We start from the raw sequence: 22583 nt of genomic DNA, 5'->3' as shown, positions 1-22583 counted from the left end.
CTGTCCGAGCGAACGTACGCGGCTTCGGGCCGACGGTTCCGTGCCGTCGGCCCGAAGTCGTTTCGGCGGCTTTCACGAACTCAGTGCTGGAGCGCGGCCTTGGCGGCCACGATGATCAGCCCAAGCACCAGGTTGACGACAGCGACGGACGCCACCGCACCGCGAGAGGCGCCGGCCCGGATGACAGCGGCACTGGCCCAGCTGACTTGCTGGGCCACGGCGACGCCCAGCGCGAGCCATGCCGACCCTTCGAGTCCCAGACCCAGGAGCGGACTGATCGCGACAGCGGCGGCCGGCAGGAAGGCCGACTGCACGATCGGCCACTCGCGAGCGCAGACGTGGCGGATCTCCCGCCACGTCATGGCCTGGTGCCTCAATCGGTCTCCGACGAAATCGACGTAGACGTGCGCGGCCCAGAACACCCCACCGGTGCACAGCAGAAGCACCACGAGCTCGAAGCGTGGATAGTGGCCGAGCGCGCTGGCCCCGGCCACCACCGATGCAGCCAGGAGCGAGCCGTAGATCGCGCCCGTGTAGTCAGTCCGGACCGCATCGGGCGGTTGACGGGCGTTCGGTTCATCCCGAGAGGTGCGGTGTGCCACCTGTTCAGGGTCGCAAGAGAGGCCGGATCTTGCCATTGCACCGCTGCGGCTGGCTCCGGGGCCGGAGCGGATGCACGCCGACGCAAGCAACAGTCAGGATCACGCTGGACCAGTTGAGCCGCCTGGGTGATCAACCGGGGCCGTAACGGAGAGCAACGACGACCACTGGCGGCCCCTTTTGCCTCCGGCCGGCACTGGTGCCACGAGGATCGGGCAAGGCTGTGGAGAGCCGCGCAACTTCGGCCCGGATCTCCGGAACCCTGGACGCCGACACACCGGCTCGATTCAGGTAGTGTTACCGACCCCAGCACGGGGACGGACCGAGGAGGTGAGACCCATTACCGCTGTATCAGGCTGGGTGCTCATCTCTCACGATTGCGTGGTCGGACCGGTATAGGCGGACCGCGGAGCACCCATCGGCATTCCGAAAGGCTCCGCTCCATGTCGCTTTCCTCGACACCGCTCCCTTACTCCGTCATCGTCACCAGGCTTCGCGCCGCCGGCTGTGTATTCGCCGAGGACGAGGCGGAGTTGATCCTCTCCACGGCAGTGGACCCGGCCGAACTCGCGGCCATGGTCGACCGGCGGACAGCCGGGCTCCCCCTCGAACACGTCCTCGGCTGGGCCGAGTTCCGCGGTCTGCGGATCAGCGTGGACCCCGGTGTCTTCGTCCCCCGGCGCCGTACCGAATTCCTCGTCGACCAGGCTGTCGGTCTCGTGCGCCCCTCGGACGGACCCGCCGTCGTCGTCGATCTGTGCTGCGGTTCCGGTGCGCTGGGCGCCGCGCTCGCTGCCGCCCTGGACCCGGTCGAGCTGCACTCCAGCGATGTCGAACCCGCCGCGGTGCGGTGCGCGCGCCGCAATGTCGCCGGCGTGGGGGAGGTGTACGAGGGCGACCTCTTCGAACCGCTTCCCGCCTCGCTGCGCGGCCGCGTCGGGATTCTGCTCGCCAATGTGCCGTACGTACCCAGCGAGGACGTCGAACTCCTGCCCGCGGAGGCCCGGGTCCATGAACCGAGGGTGGCGCTCGACGGTGGGGGCGACGGGCTCGACGTGCTGCGCAGAGTGACTGCCGAAGCGCCTCGGTGGCTGGCGCCGGGCGGGCATCTGCTGGTCGAGACGAGTGAACGGCAGGCGGCGCGGGCCGAGGAGACCGTCGCCCGGAGCGGGCTGACTGCGCGGGTGGTCACCTCCGACGAGCTGTACGCGACCGTCGTCATCGGTACGAAGCCCGTTGCCGGCAACGGCAGGTAGCCGGTCCCGGGGCGCCTGAGCGGTTCTCGCTCAGGCGCCGCGTGATCCGTCGGCGCGCTTGCACAGGGACGGCGGTGGTACGGGACCGGCGTGGAACACGGCCGTCCCCGCGTCCAGATCCACCCCCATCCGGGGCGGTGCGCCGTCCGGAGCGTCGTCCTTGAGGACCTGCTCCTCCACCCGGTGCTCGATCTGCACACGCTTGGCCGAATTCAGGAACGCGTGCAGTTCGTCGGCGACCGAGGCCCCCACGCCCAGCCCGTGACGCGGGGTGCGGGCCGCGAGGACGCGGCGTAACCAGTCGGGGCGGCCGGTGCGTACGACCACGTAACGGGCCGATGCCAACAGGAACGGCACCAGGACCAGTACGGCCATGAACAGCAGGCTCGACATCATCACCATGTCCCGCCAACGCCCTGGCGGCCCGCGCGGTTCCGCTGCGCGGGCCTGCGCCAGGCGTCGGCGCTCAGCCCTCGGCGCTCAGCCGAAGAGCCAGCGCGTCTGGCTGTACGGCTCTCCCTTGCCGAAGCCGAATGCCTTGCGCGGGGTCACGCCGAACACGTCGGCACGTCCGCCCGCACCGTTCGCGAACGCGCCCGCGTGGACCTCGAAGTGCCAGTCCGCGCCGTACTTCTCCTCCCAGAGCTCCGCCAGCCGGGTCAGCCGGGTCTCGTCCGTCACCGGGACCGCCCGGCCCTCGACCACCACGTCGAAGCCCCGGGACAGCGTGTTGGTGCCGGTCGTCAGCACGACCTCCGGGTTCTCCGCCAGGTTCCGCGCCTTGCGCTCCGTCGGGCCCGTGCAGAAGTGCAGCGTGCCGTTCGTCCACAGCCCGATCAGCGGAGTGACGTGCGGGCGACCGTCCGGGCGGACCGTGGACAGCCAGAACACCCCCGCCCGCGTCAGCACACCCACGGCTTCCGACCACGGGCGGGCGGTGGCTCCCTTGTCGCTGTACTCGTGCTGCAGCTCGGAGACGGGTTCGGATCCGGACATGGTCGCGCCCTCCTGATACAGGTCCTGCAAGCGATCGTGCCTGCGAAGTACGGACGGCGCACCCGCTACGAATTCATCGGCACCGGGCTAAGGGCTGTCCCGCAATCCCTGGCGGATCAGCGTGCGGCGTCAGATGCGGTGCATCGCAAGGCGGAGGAATGTCCGCATACTGGATGTATTCGGGCGCTCCGACAACGCGGCGAGGTGCCGTAGCTGTCGTCGGGCGCCCGCCAGGGATTGCGGGACAGCCCTTAGGCTCGGAATGCTGGGACGGGAACGAGCGGCGAGCAGGAGAGCACGGAATGACGACGGTGCCGGGGCGCAGAAGCAGTACGTTCACCCGACTGCTGCGGCACGGTTTCACCGACCCCGCCGCCGCCGAGCGGCTGCTCGACCAGCCCGCCCTGGCGTCCGTACGCACCGATCCGGTGCTGCTCGACGCGCTCGGGGCGACCGCCGACCCCGATCTGGCGCTGCGCGGACTCGTCCGGCTGGTGGAGGCGGAGGATGCCGGCGAGCGGCAGATGCTGCTGGACACGCTCGTGTCCGCCAAGCCGCTGCGGGACCGGCTGCTCGGGGTGCTCGGGGCGTCCGAGGCGCTCGGCGACCATCTGGCCCGGCACCCCCGCCACTGGCAGGCGCTCGTCATGTACGAGGCGACGGACCTGCACCCCGGGGTCGCCGAATTCGAGCACGAGCTCGGGGACGCCCACGACCCGGACACGCTGCGCATCGCCTACCGCCGGTGCCTGCTGGCCATAGCGGCCCGGGATGTGTGCGGTACGACGGACGTCGCCGAGACCGCCGCCGAACTCGCCGACCTGGCGACCGCCACCCTGCGGGCCGCGCTCGCCATCGCCCGGACGGCCGCACCCGCCGACGCCGCCCTGTGCCGGCTGGCGGTCATCGCGATGGGCAAGTGCGGCGGGCACGAACTGAACTACGTCTCCGACGTCGACGTCATCTTCGTGGCGGAACCGGTCGACAGCTCGGGGGAGAGCAAGGCCCTCCAGGCCGCCACCCGGCTGGCCGCGCACATGATGCGAATCTGCTCCGAGACGACCGTCGAGGGCACCATCTGGCCGGTCGACGCCAACCTCCGGCCCGAGGGCCGCAACGGACCGCTGGTACGGACGCTCTCCTCACATCTCGCGTACTACCAGCGCTGGGCCAAGACCTGGGAGTTCCAGGCACTGCTCAAGGCCCGGCCGGTGGCCGGAGACCCCGAACTGGGTGCGGAGTACGTCGAAGCCGTCTCGCCGATGGTCTGGCAGGCAGCTGACCGGGAGAATTTCGTCGGCGACGTACAGAAGATGCGCCGCCGCGTCGTCGACAACATCCCCGCGGACCGCGTCGACCGCGAGATCAAGCTCGGGCCCGGCGGGCTGCGGGACGTCGAGTTCGCCGTACAGCTGCTGCAGCTCGTGCACGGCCGCAGCGACGCGTCCCTGCACAGCGGCTCGACCCTGGACGCCTTGCGGGCGCTCGCCGCGGGCGGTTACGTCGGCCGGGTGGACGCCGCGCAGTTCGACGACGCGTACCGCTTCCTGCGCGCCATGGAGCACCGCATCCAGCTCTACCGGCTGCGCCGCACCCACCTCGTGCCCGAGGACGAGTCGGATCTGCGGCGGCTCGGGCGCTCCCTCGGGATGCGCATGGACCCCATCGCCGAGATCAACCAGGCGTGGAAGCGGCACACGTCCGTGGTGCGACGGCTGCACGAGAAACTGTTCTACCGGCCGCTGCTGGACGCCGTGGCCCAGCTGGCACCCGGCGAGACCCGGCTCAGCGCGAAGGCAGCCGGCGTCCGGCTCGAAGCCCTCGGCTACGCCGATCCGGCCGCCGCGCTCCGGCACCTGGAGGCGCTGTCGTCCGGGGTGTCCCGCAAGGCGGCGATCCAGCGGACCCTGCTGCCGGTGCTGCTCGGCTGGTTCGCGGACTCCGCCGACCCGGACGCCGGGCTCCTCGGCTTCCGCAAGGTGTCCGACGCGCTCGGCAAGACCCCCTGGTACCTGCGGCTGCTGCGCGACGAGGGCGCGGCGGCGGAGAACCTCGCCCGCGTTCTGTCGGCCGGCCGGCTCGCCCCCGACCTGCTGCTGCGGGCGCCCGAGGCGGTGGCGATCCTCGGCGACCCGCAGGGGCTGAAGCCGCGCAGCCGGAATCACCTGGAGCAGGAGGTGCTGGCCGCGGTGGGGCGGTCCGAGGACGCCGAGTCGGCGGTCGCGGTGGTCCGCGGTGTGCGACGGCGCGAACTGTTCCGTACGACGGCGGCCGACCTCATCGGCTCGTACGGCACGGAGGAGAACCCCGCGGAACTCGACCACGGCGCACTCGTCGACCGGGTCGGTAACGCGGTCACGGACCTGAATGCGGTCACCATCGCGGGCGCGCTGCGCGCCGCCGTACGCGAACAGTGGGGCGACACCCTTCCCACCCGGTTCGCCGTCATCGGCATGGGCCGCTTCGGTGGTCATGAACTCGGTTACGGCTCCGACGCCGATGTCCTGTTCGTGCACACACCGCGGGAGGGCGTCGACGAGCAGGAGGCGTCCCGGGCCGCCAACACCGTCGTTGCCGAAATGCGCAGACTGCTGCAGCTGCCCACCGCCGACCCGCCACTGCTCGTCGACGCGGATCTGCGGCCGGAGGGCAAGAGCGGACCGCTGGTGCGCACATTGAAGTCGTACGACGCGTACTACCGGCGCTGGTCGCTGATCTGGGAGAGCCAGGCCCTGCTGCGCGCCGAACCCATGGCGGGTGACGCGGAGCTCGGCCGCGACTTCATCGACCTGATCGATCCCCTGCGCTACCCGATGGAGGGGCTGGGGGAGGACGCGGTCCGCGAGATCCGCCGCCTCAAGGCCCGGATGGAGTCCGAGCGGATGCCGCGCGGCGCCGACCCGACGCTCCACACGAAGCTGGGGAGGGGCGGGCTCAGCGACGTCGAGTGGACGGTCCAGCTGTTGCAGATGCAGCATGGCTGGGCGGAACCGGGGCTGCGCACGACCCGCACACGCGAGGCGCTGGCCGCGGCGTGCGCGGCGGAACTGATCTCCGGCGAGGACGCACAGACGCTGGACGAGGCATGGGTCCTGGCGACTCGGGTCCGCAACGCGGTGATGCTGGTGCGCGGACGCCCGGCGGACACGTTCCCTTCGGGGCCGCGGGAGCTGACGGCGGTGGGGCGGTACCTGGGGTACGAGCCGGGGCACGTGGGGGACATGCTGGACGACTACCGGCGGATCACGCGGCGGGCGCGCGCGGTGGTGGAGGAGCAGTTCTACGGGGCGTGAGGCGGAGCTCGATCCTCAAGCGTCGGCCGGCGGGCGTTCTCAAGCGTCGGCCGACGAGTCACGGATGGCCCGCGGCGAAACCCTCAGCGGTGCGCCGCCACGTCCGCCGCGGGGTGGCCCGCCCGGATCGGTATTCCCGCGCTCAGCCCTGCCAGGCGCGCCCGCCCCCGCGGCAGCTGCACCCGCTTCGCGAGGTGGTGCGGCAGCGCCCCGTACCAGGCGTACGACACCGCGAAACCGAACGTCAGGCAGGCTGTACCGCCCATCGCGTCGAGCCAGAAATGGTTGGCCGTCGACACGATCACGACCAGGGTGACCGCCGGGTAGAGCAGGCCCAGGATCCGCGCCCAGGGCGCAGACGCCAGCGCGAAGACGGTCAGCCCGCACCACAGCGACCAGCCGATGTGCATGGACGGCATCGCCGCGTACTGGTTCGACATGTTATTGAAGTTGCCCGAGGCCATCGAACCCCAGGTGTGGTGCGCCAGCACGGTGTCGGTGAAGTGCCCGCCGTTCATCAGACGGGGCGGTGCGAGCGGATACAGGTAGTAACCGAGCAGTGCGACACCCGTCGTTGCGAACAGCGCCAGACGCGCTGCCGCGTAACGGCCGGGATGGAAACGGAACAGCCACACCAGCACACCGATGGTGACGATGAAGTGCAGTGTCGCGTAGTAGTAGTTCATCGAGACGACCAGCCATGTCACGGAATTCACCGCGTGGTTGACCGTCTGTTCGACGGCGATGCCCAGGAACCTCTCCACCGACCAGAGCCGGCCGGCATTTTCCAGGGCCGCGGCCTTCTGCTCGGGGACGGCGTTGCGCACCAGCGAGTAGAGCCAGTAACTGGCCGCGATCAGCAGGACTTCGAACCAGATGCGCGGCCTACGGGGGGACCGCAGCGAGCGCGGTCTCGCCAGCCTGTCGTTCCGCTTCGCCTCGAGGGCCGCCTCGTCCGCGATGGGTGACGGAGGGGCCGTCGTTCGGCCTTCCTGTGACTTCACGCTGAATTCACCCATAGGCATCGATTCTGCCGGATGTGTTCCTCTCTCCGATCATCCTCCCGTCGGCTTCCGGCTGCACACGATGCACCCTATGGGCGGGTGTGCGACCCTGGGCCCATTCCGGAAGCGGACGACGGATCCGGACCCGGGCCCGCGGCAGTGGAACCGCGTACGACCAGTTCCGGCATGAAGACGAACTCGCTGTGCGGAGCCGGTGTGCCACCGATTTCCTCGAGCAGGGTGCGGACCGCGGCCTGACCCATCGCCGTGACCGGCTGCCGAATCGTCGTCAGCGGCGGATCGGTGAACGCTATGAGCGGCGAATCGTCGTAGCCGACGACCGACAGGTCGCGCGGCACCTCCATCGACAGCCTGCGCGCGGCCCGGATCGCGCCCAGCGCCATCATGTCGCTCGCGCACACCACCGCCGTGCACCCGCGCTCGATCAGTGCGGAGGCGGCCGCCTGGCCACCCTCCAGCGTGTACAGCGAGTGCTGAATCAGTTCCTCCACCTCGTCCGAGGTGAGGTTCAGCTGCTCCTGCACGGTGGCGCGGAAGCCCTCGATCTTCCGGAGTACGGGAACGAAACGCTTGGGTCCGACCGCAAGACCGATCCGCTGATGGCCGAGTGACACCAGATGCGTCACCGCGAGCCGCATCGCCGCCCGGTCGTCGGGCGAGATGAAGGGTGCCTGGACTTTCGGCGAGAATCCGTTGACCAGGACGAAAGGGACGCCCTGGGCGCGCAGTTGCTCGTACCGCTGCATATCGGCCGAGGTGTCGGCGTGCAGCCCCGAGACGAAGATGATGCCGGAGACACCACGGTCGACGAGCATCTCGGTGAGCTCGTCCTCGGTGGAACCGCCGGGCGTCTGGGTGGCCAGCACCGGGGTGTAGCCCTGCCGGGTCAGCGCCTGGCCGATCACCTGGGCGAGCGCCGGGAAGATGGGGTTCTCCAGCTCGGGCGTGATCAGCCCGACCAGCCCCGCGCTGCGCCTGCGCAGCCGTACCGGCCGTTCGTAGCCGAGGACGTCGAGTGCGGCGAGTACGGATTCGCGGGTGGCCGCAGCAACACCGGGCTTGCCGTTCAGTACACGGCTGACCGTAGCTTCGCTGACCCCCGCCTGAGTTGCGATATCGGCAAGCCGTGCGGTCATGGAAGTGGACTGTACCGGGCGTATGTCGGATTGCCCACCATGCGCAGGAATCGGGCGACCGGACCCGTACGGCCACGCGTGGCAACCGCGTGCGCCGGTGAGCGGCCTCGTCCCGGAGCATCGCCGCAGACACGGCTGTCGCAACATCTTGCAAGGGCTTGCGAAGGTGCCATGCTGCCCGCAGTCGGATCGTCGCACCGCGGAATCGGTTGCCTGCGCCTTCTCCTGTCAGGGGTGGAGCGGTCTCGTCAAGAGGCTTGACGGCAACCTTGAGGACACGCAAATGTAACGATCGCCGAAGCTTGCAGAAATCTTCCGCAAGGTCTTTCGGCCTTCTTGCATCCTTGTTACGTTCACGTCGACCCGGCGCCGCGACGGAGCGGTACGGCAGTTGAAGGAGTTCACAGATGCGACGTGGCATAACGGCCACCGCCCTGGTCGCGGCCCTGGCGCTCGCGGCGACCGCCTGCGGCAGTGACGACAAGTCCGACGGCACCAGCAAGGGCTCGGGCGAGCTCTCCGGGACCGTGACTTGGTGGGACACCTCCACGGTGGGCAGCGAGGACAAGGTCTTCAAGAAGATCGCCGAGGACTTCGAGAAGAAGCACCCGAAGGTGGACGTCAAGTACGTCAACGTGCCCTTCGGTGAGGCGCAGAACAAGTTCAAGAACGCTGCCCAGTCCGGCTCCGGCGCCCCCGACGTGATCCGCTCCGAGGTCGCCTGGACCCCTGAGTTCGCGGACCTCGGCTACCTCGCCCCGCTGGACGGCACGCCCGCCCTGCAGAAGGCGGACGACTTCCTGAAGCAGGCCGCGGCCTCCACCAAGTACAAGGGCAAGACGTACGCAGCGCCGCAGGTCATCGACTCCATGGGCATCTTCTACAACAAGAAGATCTTCAAGGAGGCCGGCGTCGAGGTCCCCACGACCATCGCCGAGCTGAAGACCGTCTCCAAGAAGATCAAGGACAAGACCGGCAAGACCGGCATGTACCTGCGCGGCGACGACGCGTACTGGTTCCTGTCCTTCCTGTACGGCGAGGGCGGCGACCTCGTCGACGCGTCCACCAAGTCCGTTACCGTCGACAACGCCGATGGCGTCAAGGCGATGAAGGTCGTCAAGGACCTCGTCGACTCCGGTGCGGCCAAGACCGACGCGACGGACGGCTGGGAGAACATGCAGTCGTCCTTCAAGGACGGCAAGGTCGCCATGATGATCAACGGCCCGTGGGCCGTCGCCGACACCTACGCCGGCAAGGAGTTCAAGGACAAGGCCAACCTGGGCGTCGCCCCGGTCCCCGCCGGCTCCGTCGGGCAGGGTGCCCCGCAGGGTGGTCACAATCTGGCCGTCTACGCGGGCTCCAAGAACCTCGACGCCTCCTACGCCTTCGTCGACTACATGACGTCCGCGGAGACCCAGGCCAAGGTCGCCAAGGAGCTGAACCTCCTGCCGACCCGTACCTCCGCCTACACGAGGGAAGAGGTCGTCGACAACGAGATCGTCAACTTCTTCAAGCCGGTCGTCGACACCGCCGTCGAGCGTCCCTGGATCCCGGAGACCGGCAGCCTCTTCGCCCCGCTCGTCACCGAGTACACCAAGGTCCTGACCGGCCAGACCACTCCGGAGAAGGGCGCCAAGTCCACCGGTGACTCCTACCGCAAGCTCCTCAAGGGCTGGAAGTAACTCAGGAAGGCAGGCCGACTGATGGCTGTCCACACCAGCCAGTCGGTGGCGAAGGCCGCGGGCGACGACGTCGCCCGCGGCCGCAGCCGCGGTACTGGTACCCCTCCTCCACCGAGCCGTCTGCGGCGGGCGCTGTCGACCCACTGGTACGCCTGGACCATGGTCGCCCCGGTCGTCGTCGTCATCGGAGTGATCATCGGCTACCCCCTGGTCCGGGGCATCTACCTGTCGCTGACCGATGCCAACGAGCGCAATGTCGAACGGTCCATCGGCGTCAACCACATGCCCGCGACGTACAAGTTCGTCGGTCTGGACAACTACACCGACGCGCTCACGGGCGACCAGTTCCTCGGCACGCTCGGGTGGACTCTGGTGTGGACGGTCTCCTGTGTGAGCATCACCTTCGCCCTCGGCATGGCCCTCGCCAACATCCTCAACCGCCGGATCGCCGGCCGCTCCGCGTACCGGATGGCGCTGATCCTGCCCTGGGCCATTCCCGGTTTCGTCTCCGTCTTCGCCTGGCGCTTCCTCTACAACGAGGACCGCGGGCTGCTCAACAAGATCCTCTCCGGTGCCGGTATCGACGGCATCCCGTGGCTGAACGACCCGACCTGGGCGAAGTTCTCCGTCATCGCCGTCAACGTCTGGCTCGGCGTGCCGTTCATGATGGTCGCCCTGCTCGGCGGTCTGCAGTCCATCCCCAGCGAGCAGTACGAGGCCGCCGAGATGGACGGCGCCACTGCCTGGCAGCGGTTCCGCCACATCACGCTGCCCGGGCTGCGGCCGGTCTCCACCACGGTGATCCTGCTGTCGACCATCTGGACCTTCAACATGTTCCCGGTGATCTTCCTGCTGACCCGCGGCGGACCCGGCGAGGCCACCCAGATCCTGGTCACCCAGGCGTACAAGTTCTCCTTCGAGATCAGCCCGCGCGACTTCGCGCAGTCCTCCACGTGGGGCGTGCTGATCCTCGTCCTCCTGATGCTCTTCGCCGCGGTCTACCGGCGAGTCCTCCGCACACAGGGAGATAACTGGTGACCACCGCCCCCGCACCCACCGCGCGCCACTCGGCGCGCAAAGCCACGGTCCGGCTCCGCGGCGAACGCTCGCCGCTCGCCTCCGTCGGACTGCACCTCACGCTGATCACGGCGTCCGTCATCGCCGTGTTCCCCGTGCTGTGGGTCCTGCTGACCTCGCTGAAGCCCGCCGCGTACGCGACGACGACGGACTTCTTCAAAGAGACCACGTTCGAGAACTACACGAACCTGATCAAGGACACCGAGTTCCTGACCTGGTTCGGCAACTCCCTGCTCATCGCCGGGCTCACGACCGTCCTCGGCGTCTTCGTCTCCGCCACCACCGGCTACGCCGTCAGCCGCTTCCGGTTCCCCGGCAAGCGCGGGCTGATGTGGACGCTGCTGATCACCCAGATGTTCCCGGTCGCCGTCCTCATCGTGCCGATCTACAACATCATGTCGGGCCTGGGACTGCTCAACCAGCCCGTCGGCCTCGTCATCACGTACCTCACCATCGCGGTGCCGTTCTGCGCCTGGATGATGAAGGGCTTCTTCGACACCATCCCGCGCGAGATCGACGAGTCGGGGCAGGTCGACGGTCTCACCCCGTTCGGCACGTTCTGGCGGCTGATCCTGCCGCTCGCCAAGCCCGGCCTCGCCGTCACCGCGTTCTACTCCTTCATCACCGCCTGGGGCGAGGTGGCGTACGCCTCCGCCTTCATGGTCGGCGACGAGAACCTCACGCTCGCCGGCGGACTGCAGAAGTTCGTCAACCAGTACGGAGCCCAGTGGGGGCCGATGACCGCCGCGTCCGTGCTCATCGCGATACCCGCGGCCCTGGTCTTCCTCTTCGCCCAGCGCCACCTGGTGACCGGCATGTCCGCCGGAGCCGTCAAGGGCTGACGTACGCAGCAGCACGACCGTACGACCGCACGCACCAAGTCACGGCGACGCCGGATCCCCGACCCGGCCCCGGCGCCGCTCCCCACCCAGACACCCCAGGGACGACATGACCCAGCACCTCGCTGCCCCCTCCACCGGCACGTCCGACGACGCTCCGGGCCACCGCACCGGCTGGTGGCAGGACGCGGTGATCTACCAGGTCTATCCGCGGAGCTTCGCCGACGGCAACGGCGACGGCATGGGCGATCTCGCAGGCGTACGCGGCAGACTCCCGTACCTCAAGGACCTCGGCGTCGACGCGGTCTGGCTCAGCCCGTTCTACGCGTCGCCGCAGGCGGATGCGGGGTACGACGTCTCCGACTACCGCGCCATCGACCCGATGTTCGGCACGCTGCTGGATGCCGACGGGCTGATCCGGGACGCCCACGACCTGGGCCTGCGGATCATCGTCGACCTGGTGCCCAATCACTCCTCCGACCAGCACGAGTGGTTCAAGCGCGCCCTCGCCGAGGGCCCCGGCTCCGCACTGCGCGAGCGCTACCACTTCCGCCCCGGTAAGGGTGCGGACGGTGAACTCCCGCCCAACGACTGGGAGTCCATCTTCGGCGGCCCCGCCTGGACCCGGACCGCCGACCCGGACGGCACTCCGGGCGACTGGTACCTCCACCTCTTCGCGCCCGAGCAGCCCGACTTCAACTGGGAACACCCGGCCGTCGCCGACGAGTTCCGCTCCATCCTGCGGTTCTGGCTCGACATGGGCGTGGACGGCTTCCGCGTCGACGTCGCCCATGGCCTCGTCAAGGCGGAGGGCCTGCCCGACCTCGGCACCCACGACCAGCTCAAGCTGCTCGGCAACGACGTCATGCCGTTCTTCGACCAGGACGGGGTGCACGAGATCTACCGCTCCTGGCGCACCATCCTCGACGAGTACCCCGGGAAGAAGGGGCCCGAAGGGCCTTCGTCGGAAGGGCGGTGGTGGGCGACGGGCGGGCGGATCCTCGTCGCCGAGGCCTGGACCCCCACCGTCGAGCGCACCGCCAACTACGTGCGCCCCGACGAGATGCACCAGGCGTTCAACTTCCAGTACCTCTCCACCGCCTGGGACGCCGCCGAGCTCCGCAAGGTCATCGACACCTCGCTGGACGCGATGCGCCCGGTCGGCGCCCCCACCACCTGGGTTCTCTCCAACCACGACGTCACGCGGCACGCCACCCGGTTCGCCAACCCGCCCGGCCTCGGCACCCAGATCCGCACCGCCGGCGACCGTGAGCTCGGCCTGCGCCGGGCTCGCGCCGCCACCCTGCTGATGCTGGCGCTGCCCGGCTCCGCGTACGTCTACCAGGGCGAGGAGCTCGGCCTGCCCGACGTCACCGACCTGCCCGACGAGGTTCGCCAGGACCCGTCGTTCTTCCGCGCCGAGGGCCAGGACGGCTTCCGCGACGGCTGCCGGGTGCCGATCCCGTGGACGCGGGCCGGCTCCTCGTACGGCTTCGGCAGCGGTGGCAGCTGGCTGCCGCAGCCCGACAGCTGGGCCGAGCTGAGCGTCGAGGCGCAGACCGGCGACGCCGATTCCACGCTGGAGCTGTACCGGACCGCGATCGCTGCCCGCCGGGTGCATCCGGGGCTCGGCGCCGGGTCCGCCGTGGAGTGGCTGGACGCCCCCGAGGGTCTGCTGGCCTTCGCCCGCCCCGGCTTCGTCTGCACCGTCAACACGACGGGCCGTCCGGTACGCATTCCCGTGCGCGGCACCGTCCTGCTGTCCAGCACGCCGGTCGTCACCGACGGCGCCGAGATCGAGCTCCCCGCGGACACCACGGTGTGGTGGACGGTGTGACGGTTCCCCTGCCCAGGGCCTCTCTTCCGGATCAGGCCGGCCCCCGCGAGCCCGGCAAGATCCGGAAGGGAGGCCCTGGGACCGGTGGTGCGCCGAGGCTCTCGGACATCGCCGGCCAGGCAGCGGTCAGCGAGGCGACCGTCAGCCGGGTGCTCAACGGAAAACCGGGCGTCGCGGACACCACGCGTCAGCGGGTGCTCGCGGCGCTGGACATCCTGGGCTACGAACGCCCCGTACGGCTGCGGCAGCGCAGCGCCGGGCTGATCGGACTGGTGACGCCCGAGCTCACCAACCCGATCTTCCCGGCGTTCGCGCAGTCCGTCGAACAGGCCCTGGCCGGGCACGGCTACACCCCGGTGCTCTGCACCCAGACACCCGGCGGCGCCACCGAGGACGAACTCGTCGAGCAGCTCGTCGAACGGGGCGTCGGCGGGATCGTCTTCCTCTCCGGGCTGCACGCCGACCTGTCGGCCGACCCGGCCCGGTACGCGGCACTCACCGAGCGCGGTGTGCCCTTCGTCCTGATCAACGGCTACAACGAACGGATCACCGCCCCGTTCGTCTCGCCCGACGACTCCGCCGCCGTACGGATGGCCGTCGGCCACCTCGCCGAACTCGGCCACCGCAGGGTCGGCCTGGCCATCGGGCCGCAGCGCTATGTGCCGTCCCGCCGCAAACGCGAGAGTTTCCTCGACGCCGCCGTGAACCTCCTCGGTCTGGGCCGGACCGAGGCCGAACTCCTGGTCTGCTCAGCGCTGTTCGGCGTCGAGGGCGGCCAGGTCGCAGCTGGTGCGCTGCTCGACCAGGGGTGCACGGGCATCGTCTGCGGCAGCGACCAGATGGCGCTCGGCGTGGTGCGCGCGGCCCGGGGGCGCGGACTCGACGTGCCGCGCGACGTGTCGGTGGTGGGCTTCGACGACTCACAGCTGATCGCGTTCACCGACCCGCCGCTGACGACGGTGCGGCAGCCCGTGCAGGCGATGGCGGCCGCCGCGGTGAGCGCCCTGCTGGAGGAGATCGGCGGCAGCCCGGTGCAGCGTACGGAGTACGTCTTCCAGCCGGAGCTGGTGGTACGGGGCTCCACCGCCGCGGTCCGCGGCCTCTGAGGCCCGGCCACGGAGTCCGGGCGCACAGGAGAGGCACCCGGGAGTCGGCCCTGACGGGCCCGCGGTCATCCCGGTACGGGGCGGACGCGGCCGGGGGCGTGGGGGGTTGGTGTCGGTGGATGGTTTCCACGGGGGGCCCGCGGTCATCCGGGTACGGGGCGGACGTGGCCGGGGGCGTGGGGGGTTGGTGTCGGTGGATGGTTTCCACGGGGGGCCCGCGGTCATCCGGGTACGGGGCGGACGCGGCCGGGGGCGTGGGGGGTTGGTGTCGGTGGATGGTTTCCACGGGGGGCCCGCGGTCATCCGGGTACGGGGCGGACGCGGCCGGGGACGTGCGGCCCAGGTGACCGGGACCCCCCGGCCGACCGGACCGGAGTCGGGAGAAACGTAACAGTGCTGCAATGATTTGCGTAAGGCCTTGCAGAAAGAAAACTGCAGTATTTCGCGGATGTAAGCGGGTGGTGTTCAAAGGGTTGACCGGAACCTGACGGGCTCGTACGGTCTCCCCGCGGCGAGGTTTGCATTCTTGCAGCAAGAACCTTCAGGAACCTTGAGGGCAGGGCGCGTTGCCATGTGAGGCTGCGTTGCCGTGTGAGGGTGCATGGTCATCGGCATTTCCCCCCACAGCAGGAGGAAAGGCATGGCAGGCAGACACCTGTCTGCAGCGCTCGCCCCTGACAGCAGGCGCCGCCGCTCTCGTGGCCTCCACCATGACCGCCCAGGCGTCCACGCCGGGTGACAAGGACGTCACCGCAGTCCTCTTCGCCCCCCGCAACCAAGGAGACCCTGCCCCGTGTCCCGTACCCTCCTCCGACGGGGAGCCGTAGCCGCACTGTGCGCCGCGCTCCTCCCTGTCGTCCCGGCGGCAGCCACCTCCGCCGCGCCGAGACCCCCGGACCCCCCGTCGGACGCCCGGCTCGCCGCCGAGCCCGCCCGGCACGACCTGACGCGCGAGCAGTTCTACTTCGTCATGCCCGACCGGTTCGCCAATGGAGACACCTCCAACGACCGTGGCGGACTCACCGGCTCACGCCTGGAGACCGGTTACGACCCCACGGACAAGGGGTTCTACCAGGGCGGTGACCTCAAGGGCCTGACCAGCCGGCTCGACTACATCAAGGGCCTCGGCACCACCGCCATCTGGCTCGCCCCGATCTTCAAGAACCGCCCGGTCCAGGGCGCCGGCAAGGATGCCTCGGCCGGCTATCACGGCTACTGGATCACCGACTTCACCCAGGTCGACCCGCACTTCGGCACCAACGCCGAACTGTCGAAGCTGATCGACAGGGCCCACGCCAAGGGCATGAAGGTCTTCTTCGACGTCATCACCAACCACACTGCGGACACCGTCGACTACGCCGAGAAGAAGTACGGCTACAAGCCGAAGGGCGCCTACCCGTACCTCGACAGGGACGGCCGCCCCTTCGACGACACCAAGGGCCTGGCGAAGGTCGACGCCGACTCGTTCCCGTACACCCCGAAGAGCACCGGCACGAAGGTCCCGTCGTGGCTCAACGACCCGACGATGTACCACAACCGCGGCGACTCGACGTACGCCGGCGAGTCCACCACGTACGGCGACTTCTCCGGGCTCGACGACCTGTGGACCGAGCGGCCCGAGGTCGTCTCCGGCATGGAGAAGATCTACCAGAAGTGGGTCCGTGACTTCGATATCGACGGCTTCCGGATCGACACGGTCAAACACGTCGACCTGGACTTCTGGACCCAGTGGGCGACCGCCCTCGACGCCTACGCGGACCGGCGCGGACGTCACGACTTCTTCATGTTCGGCGAGGTCTACTCCGCCGACACCGCCATCACCTCCCCGTACGTCACCCGGGGCAGGCTCGACGCGACGCTCGACTTCCCGTTCCAGGAAGCGGCCCGGCAGTACGCCTCGCAGGGCGCTCCGGCCTCGAAGCTCGCCGCTGTCTTCGGCGACGACTACCGGTACACCACCGACAAGGCCAATGCCTATGAGCAGGTGACCTTCCTCGGCAACCACGACATGGGCCGCATCGGCGCGTTCCTGAAGCAGGACAACCTGAAGGCCGACGACGCCGAGCTCGTCGACCGGGCCCGCCTCGCCAACGAGCTGATGTTCCTCAGCCGCGGCAACCCCGTCATCTACTACGGTGACGAGCAGGGCTTCACCGGCGCGGGCGGCGACAAGGACGCCCGCCAGACCATGTTCGCCTCGAAGACCGCCGACTACCTCGACGACGACGAACTGGGCACCGACCGTACGCACGCCTCCGACGCGTACGACACCGGCCACCCGCTGTACCGGAACATCGCCGCACTTTCCGAGCTGACCAAGCGGAACCCGGCCCTGCGTGACGGCGTCCAGACCGAGCGGTACGCGGAAGGCTCCGTCTACGCGTTCTCCCGTACGGACCCCAAGCGCACCAACGAGTACGTCGTCGCCACCAACAATGGCACCGAGGCGAAGACCGTCGAGCTGTCCACCGGGTCGGCCGCCATGAACTTCCGTACGTTGTACGGCGGTTCCGGTACGGTCCGCAGCGGCGCCGACAAGAAGATAGCCGTCACCGTGCCCGCCCTCTCCAGCGTCGTGCTGCGCGCCGAGAAGCCCCTGGGCGCCCCGGCCGCCAAGCCCTCGATCACGCTGAAGGCGCCCGCCGCCGGAGCCACCGGCACCGTCGAGATCTCCGCCGACACCGACGGAGGATCGCTGAACCGGGTCGTCTTCGCCGCCCAGACCGGCAAGGGCGCGTGGGTCACTCTTGGCTCCGCCGACCATGCCCCGTACAAGATCACCCAGCACCTGGACGCCACCGTGGCGGCGGGAACACTGCTGCGCTACAAGGCCGTTGTGGTCGACCGGGCCGGACGCACCGCGAGCGCTCTCGCCTCGACGACCGCGGGCCAGGCACCGGCGGCCGAGAAGCCCGTCGCCGTCGAGCGCGACTACGCCGTCGTCCACTACCAGCGCGCGGACGGCGACTACGACGGCTGGACGATCGAGTCCGGCGACAAGTCCGCCGATTTCACCGGGCGCGACGCCTACGGCGCCTTTGCCTGGATCCAGCTGGACGAGGGCACCTCCTCTGTCCCGTACACGGTCGAGAAGGACGGCACGGCCGACGGCCCGCAGCGCACCGTCGAGCTCGCGAAGACCGGGCAGGTCTGGATCGAGCAGGGCAAGGACGGCCAGTCGGACACGGCCCCCGAGGGCGCCTACCCGGCGCAGGACAGGACGAAGGCCGTCCTGCACTACCACCGCGCCGACGGCGACTACGACGGCTGGGGACTGCACGCCTGGACCGGCGCGAAGGACCCCACCGACTGGGCGAAGCCGCTCCAGCCGGTGAAGAAGGACGCCTACGGCGTCACCTTCGAGGTTCCGCTCACCGACGGGGCCACCTCACTCAGCTACATCCTCCACAAGGGCGACGAGAAGGACCTCCCCAGCGACCAGTCCCTCGACCTCGCCACGTACGACCACGAGGTGTGGATGGTCGCCGGACGGCCCGGCTACCTGCTGCCGCAGACCGGCGGTACGCCCACCATCGACCTCACCAAGGCCGAGGCGCAGTGGATCGACTCCGACACCGTGGTCTGGAAGGTGAAGGCCACCGACGCCACCAGTCAGCAGCTCGTCTACGCGAAGGACGGCGGGATCTCCGTCGTCGACGGCGCCCTCACCGATGAGGGGCAGTGGCTGCGGCTCAGCCCGTCCGCACTGACCGACGCGCAGAAGTCGACGTACCCACACCTCAAGGACTACCCGGCCTTCACCGTCGACCCGCGTGACCGGGACCGGGTCCGCGAGGCGCTGCGCGGCCAGCTGATCGCCACCCAGCGTGCAGCCAACGGCGCCCTGCTCGCCGCCACCGGCGTACAGAGCGCGGGTGTGCTCGACGACCTGTACGGGAAGAACGCGAGCACCGCCGTGCTCGGCCCGGTCTTCGACCACGACCGGCCCACGCTCTCCGTCTGGGCCCCCACCGCGCAGACCGTCGCCCTGGAACTCGACGGCAGGAGCGTCCCGATGCGGCGCGACGACCGCACCGGAGTCTGGTCGGTCACCGGCACCGCGAAGTGGACCGGCAAGCCGTACCGCTTCGTGGTGAAGGTGTGGGCGCCCACCGTCCAGAAGATCGTCACCAACAAGGTCACCGACCCGTACTCCACCGCCCTGACCATCGACTCCGCCCGCAGCCTCGTCGTCGACCTCGACGCCCCGGGCCTCGCACCGAAGGGCTGGGCCGGGCTGAGGAAGCCCGCCGCCGTCCCGCTGCGCGACGCCCAGATCCAGGAGCTGCAGATCCGCGACTTCTCGATCGCGGACCCCACGTCCCGGCACCCCGGCGAATACCTCGCCTTCACCGACACCCGCTCCGACGGGATGAAGCACCTCAAGGAGCTCGCCGGCTCCGGCACGAGCTACGTCCATCTGCTGCCCGCCTTCGATATCGGCACCATCCCGGAGAAGAAGTCGGACTGGCAGAAGCCCGCCTGCGACCTGTCCGTGTACGCCCCCGACTCCGAGGAGCAGCAGGCCTGCGTGGCGAAGGCCGCCGCGAACGACGGGTTCAACTGGGGCTACGACCCGCTGCACTACACCGTCCCCGAGGGCTCGTACGCCTCCGACCCGAACGGCACCAAGCGCACCGTCGAGTTCCGTCAGATGGTCCAGGGGCTGAACGGCGCCGGACTGCGGACCGTCATGGACGTCGTCTACAACCACACCGTCGCCTCCGGCCAGGACGACAAGTCCGTCCTCGACCGGATCGTGCCCGGCTACTACCAGCGCCTCATGGACGACGGCACCGTCGCCACGTCCACCTGCTGCGCCAACACCGCGCCCGAGAACACCATGATGGGCAAGCTCGTCGTCGACTCGATCGTCACGTGGGCCAAGGAGTACAAGGTCGACGGCTTCCGCTTCGACCTGATGGGCCACCACCCGAAGGCCAACATCCTTGCCGTCCGCAAGGCGCTCGACGCGCTGACCGTGGCCAAGGACGGCGTCGACGGGAAGAAGATCATCCTGTACGGGGAGGGCTGGAACTTCGGTGAGATCGCCGACGACGCCCGCTTCGTCCAGGCCACCCAGAAGAACATGGCCGGCACCGGCATCGCCACCTTCTCCGACCGGGCCCGGGACGCCGTGCGAGGCGGCAGCCCGTTCGACGAGGACCCCGGTGTCCAGGGCTTCGCCAGCGGCCTCTACACCGACCCCAACACCTCGACCGCCAACGGCACTCCGGCCGAACAGAAGGCCCGGCTGCTCCACTACCAGGATCTGATCAAGGTCGGCCTGACCGGCAACCTCGCCGACTACACCTTCACCGATTCCTCGGGCCGCACGGTCAAGGGCTCCGGCGTCGACTACAACGGGACCCCCGCCGGATACGCCGCGGTCCCCGGCGACGCCCTCGCCTACGCCGACGCCCACGACAACGAGACGCTGTACGACGCCCTCGCCTTCAAGCTCCCGGTGGGCACCTCGGCCGCCGACCGGGCCAGGATGCAGGTCCTGGCGATGGCGACCGCCACCCTCTCGCAGGGCCCGTCGCTCTCCCAGGCGGGCACGGACCTGCTGCGCTCCAAGTCGCTGGACCGCAACTCGTACGACAGCGGCGACTGGTTCAACGCACTGCACTGGGACTGCCGGGACGGCAACGGCTTCGGCCGCGGACTGCCGCTCGCGGCCGACAACAAGGCCAAGTGGTCCTACGCCAGGCCGCTGCTGACCGCCACCGCGCTCAGCCCCGGCTGCGCGCAGATCGACGGCGCGTCCGCCGCTTACCAGGACCTGCTCACCATCCGCACGACGGAGCAGGATTTCGACCTCTCCACCACCGAGCAGGTGCAGTCCGCCCTGTCGTTCCCGCTCTCCGGGAAGGACGAGACGCCCGGGGTCATCACCATGCGCCTCGGAAAGCTGGTGATCGTCCTCAACGCGACCCCCGGCACCGAGCACCAGCGGATCGCCGATCTGGCCGGGAAGAACTACGCCCTGCACCCCGTCCAGGCTGCGGGGGCGGACTCTACTGTCAAGAAGTCCTCGTACGAGAGGAGTTCGGGAAGCTTCATCGTCCCGGGCCGCACGGTAGCCGTGTTCTCCCTGCGGTGACCCTTACGGCCTGCCCCACGACAGGGAGTGGGCTCCCGACGCCCTGCGACTCCGCTTGCGGCGTTGTCGTCAGTCACTGACTCCCCCATGGCCTCAAGGGCATGGGAGGGGCCCCCTTCGCGTCGACTCCCTCCTCCGCCTTGCCATCGAAGCCGCACGACGCCGCTCGCTGCTCCACTCCCTGTCGTGGGGCAGGCCGTTACCGGACTACGTTGAGGGCAGCCGCCGGGGAGTGAGCCGCATCGCCCATTCCCCGGCGCGTCCCTCCCACCACCTCATCAAGGACCGGGCCCGCGCCGCGAACCCCGGCGTCACGTCACGGTGACGGTGCAGGGCGACTACCCGGCCGCCCGGCGCCTCGGCGAGCAGTGCGCCAGGGCTGCGGCCCGCGACGGAACGCCCGTGGGCCCGCGCCTCTGGACCCGTCCCACCGCGAGCACTGACCGTGCCGCCTCCCATGCGCCGGTCGGTCTTATGGCAACCGCAGCGAGGGCACAGCCGGTACGGTGGGCGAGAAGGCGGAGAGTCGCTCCAGCAGTTCTCCGAACGGCCCGTCGACCGGCTCCTCGGCGAGGACCCGCAGCACGATGCCGGCCATCTCCGCGTCGTACGCCGCACTGACCGCGGCCAGCGCCGCGAAGTCGTGCACCAGCTGCATCTCCAGCTCGGCGCGCGGAATCCGCCGACCGTCCAGCCAGATCAACGCCGTCGACTCGGCCAGCGACACCCACGACCGTACGACCAGCTCCAGCCGTGCCGGGGGCTTCTCCACCCCCAGGTGGGCGAGGATCTGCTCGTACGCAGCCTGCCGCACCCCGTCGATCATCGCGTTCGTCGTCGACGACCCGGCTGCGGGCCCGCCCCGCATCAGCGCGGAGAACCCGGGCCCGTGCTCGTCCACGAAGTCGAAGAACCGCCCCATGACCCGCAACAGCCGTGCCCCCAGAGGCCCTTCACGCGGCTCCACGAACCGTCCCGCCAGCTCGTCGGCCGCCCGCCGCAGCGCCGCCTCGTACAGGCTCTGTTTCCCCGGGAAGTAGTGGTAGACGAGCGGCCGGGAGATCCCGGCCGCGGCTGCGATCTCATCGATGGAGACCTCGTCGGGGGCGCGGCGGCTGAACAACTCCAGCGCGACGCCTATCAGCTGCTGTTTGCGCTCATGGACGCCCATCCTGCGCCGCACCCCGGTCGTCATACCAACAGCCTAACCGGGCCGCGGCGGTCGGTCTAAAGGTCCAGCACCAGCCGTTCCCCCCGGCACCGCGACACACAGATCAGCATGGATTCGTCGCGCTCCGCATCCGTCAGGAGTTTGTCGCGGTGGTCGATCTCGCCCTCCAGCACGCGCTGTTGGCACGTCCCGCAGAAGCCCTGCTCGCAGGAGTACGAGACATGCGGAAGCTCCTCGCGGACCGCGGCCAGGATCGACTGGCCCGCCGCGACCTGGACCGTACGCCCGGTGCGATGCAGCTCCACCTCGAAGGCACCGCAGTCGCCGTCCGCCGGGGCCGCGGCGGTGAAGCGTTCCAGGTGCAGGGTGCAGTCCGCCGGGAGCGCGGCGGTGACCGCGTTCATCAGGGGTTCCGGGCCGCAGCAGTAGACCGCGGTGCCGGGCGCGAGGTCACCAGGT

Annotated in this window: 14 protein-coding genes and 1 pseudogene; 8 read left to right on the top strand and 7 right to left on the bottom strand. The window is 69.6% G+C overall.

Annotation, left to right across the window (positions count from 1 at the left end; all coding sequences use genetic code 11):
* Nucleotides 1-80: 80 nt before the first annotated feature.
* Nucleotides 81-602, bottom strand: coding sequence for a hypothetical protein (locus AB0N06_RS12245; RefSeq protein ID WP_366134589.1), 522 nt, complete (start codon nt 600-602; stop codon nt 81-83).
* Between the two features lie 441 nt (nt 603-1043).
* On the opposite strand from AB0N06_RS12245, the gene AB0N06_RS12240 reads away from it, so the two are divergent.
* On the top strand, nt 1044-1856 hold the full coding sequence (locus tag AB0N06_RS12240) for a putative protein N(5)-glutamine methyltransferase (protein ID WP_366134588.1): 813 nt from the start codon (nt 1044-1046) through the stop codon (nt 1854-1856).
* Between the two features lie 30 nt (nt 1857-1886).
* Here AB0N06_RS12240 and AB0N06_RS12235 read toward each other — a convergent pair whose 3' ends face one another.
* Both AB0N06_RS12235 and AB0N06_RS12230 read right to left on the bottom strand, forming a co-directional pair.
* Nucleotides 1887-2258 carry a DUF6191 domain-containing protein gene (locus AB0N06_RS12235; RefSeq protein WP_366134587.1) on the bottom strand — a complete coding sequence of 124 codons (372 nt, stop codon included), beginning with the start codon at nt 2256-2258 and terminating at the stop codon, nt 1887-1889.
* A 78-nt stretch (nt 2259-2336) separates the two neighbouring features.
* Entirely contained in the window at nt 2337-2852 is a 516-nt protein-coding gene (locus AB0N06_RS12230) for a pyridoxamine 5'-phosphate oxidase family protein (RefSeq protein ID WP_366134586.1), read from the bottom strand.
* 302 nt (nt 2853-3154) lie between these two features.
* On the opposite strand from AB0N06_RS12230, the gene AB0N06_RS12225 reads away from it, so the two are divergent.
* The gene (locus AB0N06_RS12225) at nt 3155-6145 is read left to right on the top strand and encodes a bifunctional [glutamine synthetase] adenylyltransferase/[glutamine synthetase]-adenylyl-L-tyrosine phosphorylase (RefSeq protein WP_366134585.1); all 2991 of its coding nucleotides are present in this window, start codon (nt 3155-3157) and stop codon (nt 6143-6145) included.
* An 83-nt stretch (nt 6146-6228) separates the two neighbouring features.
* Here the strand turns inward: AB0N06_RS12225 and AB0N06_RS12220 are convergent, their stop codons facing one another.
* Together AB0N06_RS12220 and AB0N06_RS12215 are read right to left on the bottom strand one after the other, a co-directional pair.
* Nucleotides 6229-7164, bottom strand: a complete 936-nt coding sequence (locus tag AB0N06_RS12220; RefSeq protein WP_366134584.1) for a phosphatase PAP2 family protein — start codon at nt 7162-7164, stop codon at nt 6229-6231.
* Between the two features lie 74 nt (nt 7165-7238).
* The gene (locus AB0N06_RS12215) at nt 7239-8306 is read right to left on the bottom strand and encodes a LacI family DNA-binding transcriptional regulator (RefSeq protein ID WP_366134583.1); all 1068 of its coding nucleotides are present in this window, start codon (nt 8304-8306) and stop codon (nt 7239-7241) included.
* A 407-nt stretch (nt 8307-8713) separates the two neighbouring features.
* Here AB0N06_RS12215 and AB0N06_RS12210 point away from each other — a divergent pair, with 407 nt between their 5' ends.
* The 6 genes from AB0N06_RS12210 (at nt 8714) to pulA (ending at nt 20953) form a co-directional block, all read left to right on the top strand.
* Nucleotides 8714-9988: an extracellular solute-binding protein gene (locus tag AB0N06_RS12210; RefSeq protein WP_366134581.1), complete on the top strand. Its 1275-nt coding sequence runs from the start codon at nt 8714-8716 to the stop codon at nt 9986-9988.
* 21 nt (nt 9989-10009) lie between these two features.
* Nucleotides 10010-11026: a sugar ABC transporter permease gene (locus tag AB0N06_RS12205; protein ID WP_366134580.1), complete on the top strand. Its 1017-nt coding sequence runs from the start codon at nt 10010-10012 to the stop codon at nt 11024-11026.
* On the top strand, nt 11023-11907 hold the full coding sequence (locus AB0N06_RS12200; protein ID WP_366134579.1) for a carbohydrate ABC transporter permease: 885 nt from the start codon (nt 11023-11025) through the stop codon (nt 11905-11907). Before AB0N06_RS12205 ends, AB0N06_RS12200 begins: the two co-directional genes overlap by 4 nt.
* A 106-nt stretch (nt 11908-12013) precedes the next feature.
* Entirely contained in the window at nt 12014-13741 is a 1728-nt protein-coding gene (locus tag AB0N06_RS12195; protein ID WP_366134578.1) for a glycoside hydrolase family 13 protein, read from the top strand.
* Between the two features lie 59 nt (nt 13742-13800).
* The gene (locus tag AB0N06_RS12190; RefSeq protein ID WP_366134609.1) at nt 13801-14847 is read left to right on the top strand and encodes a LacI family DNA-binding transcriptional regulator; all 1047 of its coding nucleotides are present in this window, start codon (nt 13801-13803) and stop codon (nt 14845-14847) included.
* Between the two features lie 793 nt (nt 14848-15640).
* Nucleotides 15641-20953 carry a pullulanase-type alpha-1,6-glucosidase gene (pulA, locus tag AB0N06_RS12185; protein WP_366134577.1) on the top strand — a complete coding sequence of 1771 codons (5313 nt, stop codon included), beginning with the start codon at nt 15641-15643 and terminating at the stop codon, nt 20951-20953.
* 472 nt (nt 20954-21425) lie between these two features.
* Here pulA and AB0N06_RS12180 read toward each other — a convergent pair whose 3' ends face one another.
* Together AB0N06_RS12180 and AB0N06_RS12175 are read right to left on the bottom strand one after the other, a co-directional pair.
* The gene (locus AB0N06_RS12180; protein WP_366134576.1) at nt 21426-22148 is read right to left on the bottom strand and encodes a TetR/AcrR family transcriptional regulator; all 723 of its coding nucleotides are present in this window, start codon (nt 22146-22148) and stop codon (nt 21426-21428) included.
* A 32-nt stretch (nt 22149-22180) separates the two neighbouring features.
* Nucleotides 22181-22576: pseudogene (locus tag AB0N06_RS12175) on the bottom strand (2Fe-2S iron-sulfur cluster-binding protein); the annotation flags it as partial.
* Nucleotides 22577-22583: the final 7 nt, after the last annotated feature.

Origin of the sequence: Streptomyces sp. NPDC051020, assembly GCF_040683105.1 — a bacterium.
Lineage (GTDB): Bacteria > Actinomycetota > Actinomycetes > Streptomycetales > Streptomycetaceae > Streptomyces.
The sequence above is the reverse complement of the archived record's forward strand: the minus strand, read 5'-3'. Positions and strand labels throughout refer to the sequence as shown.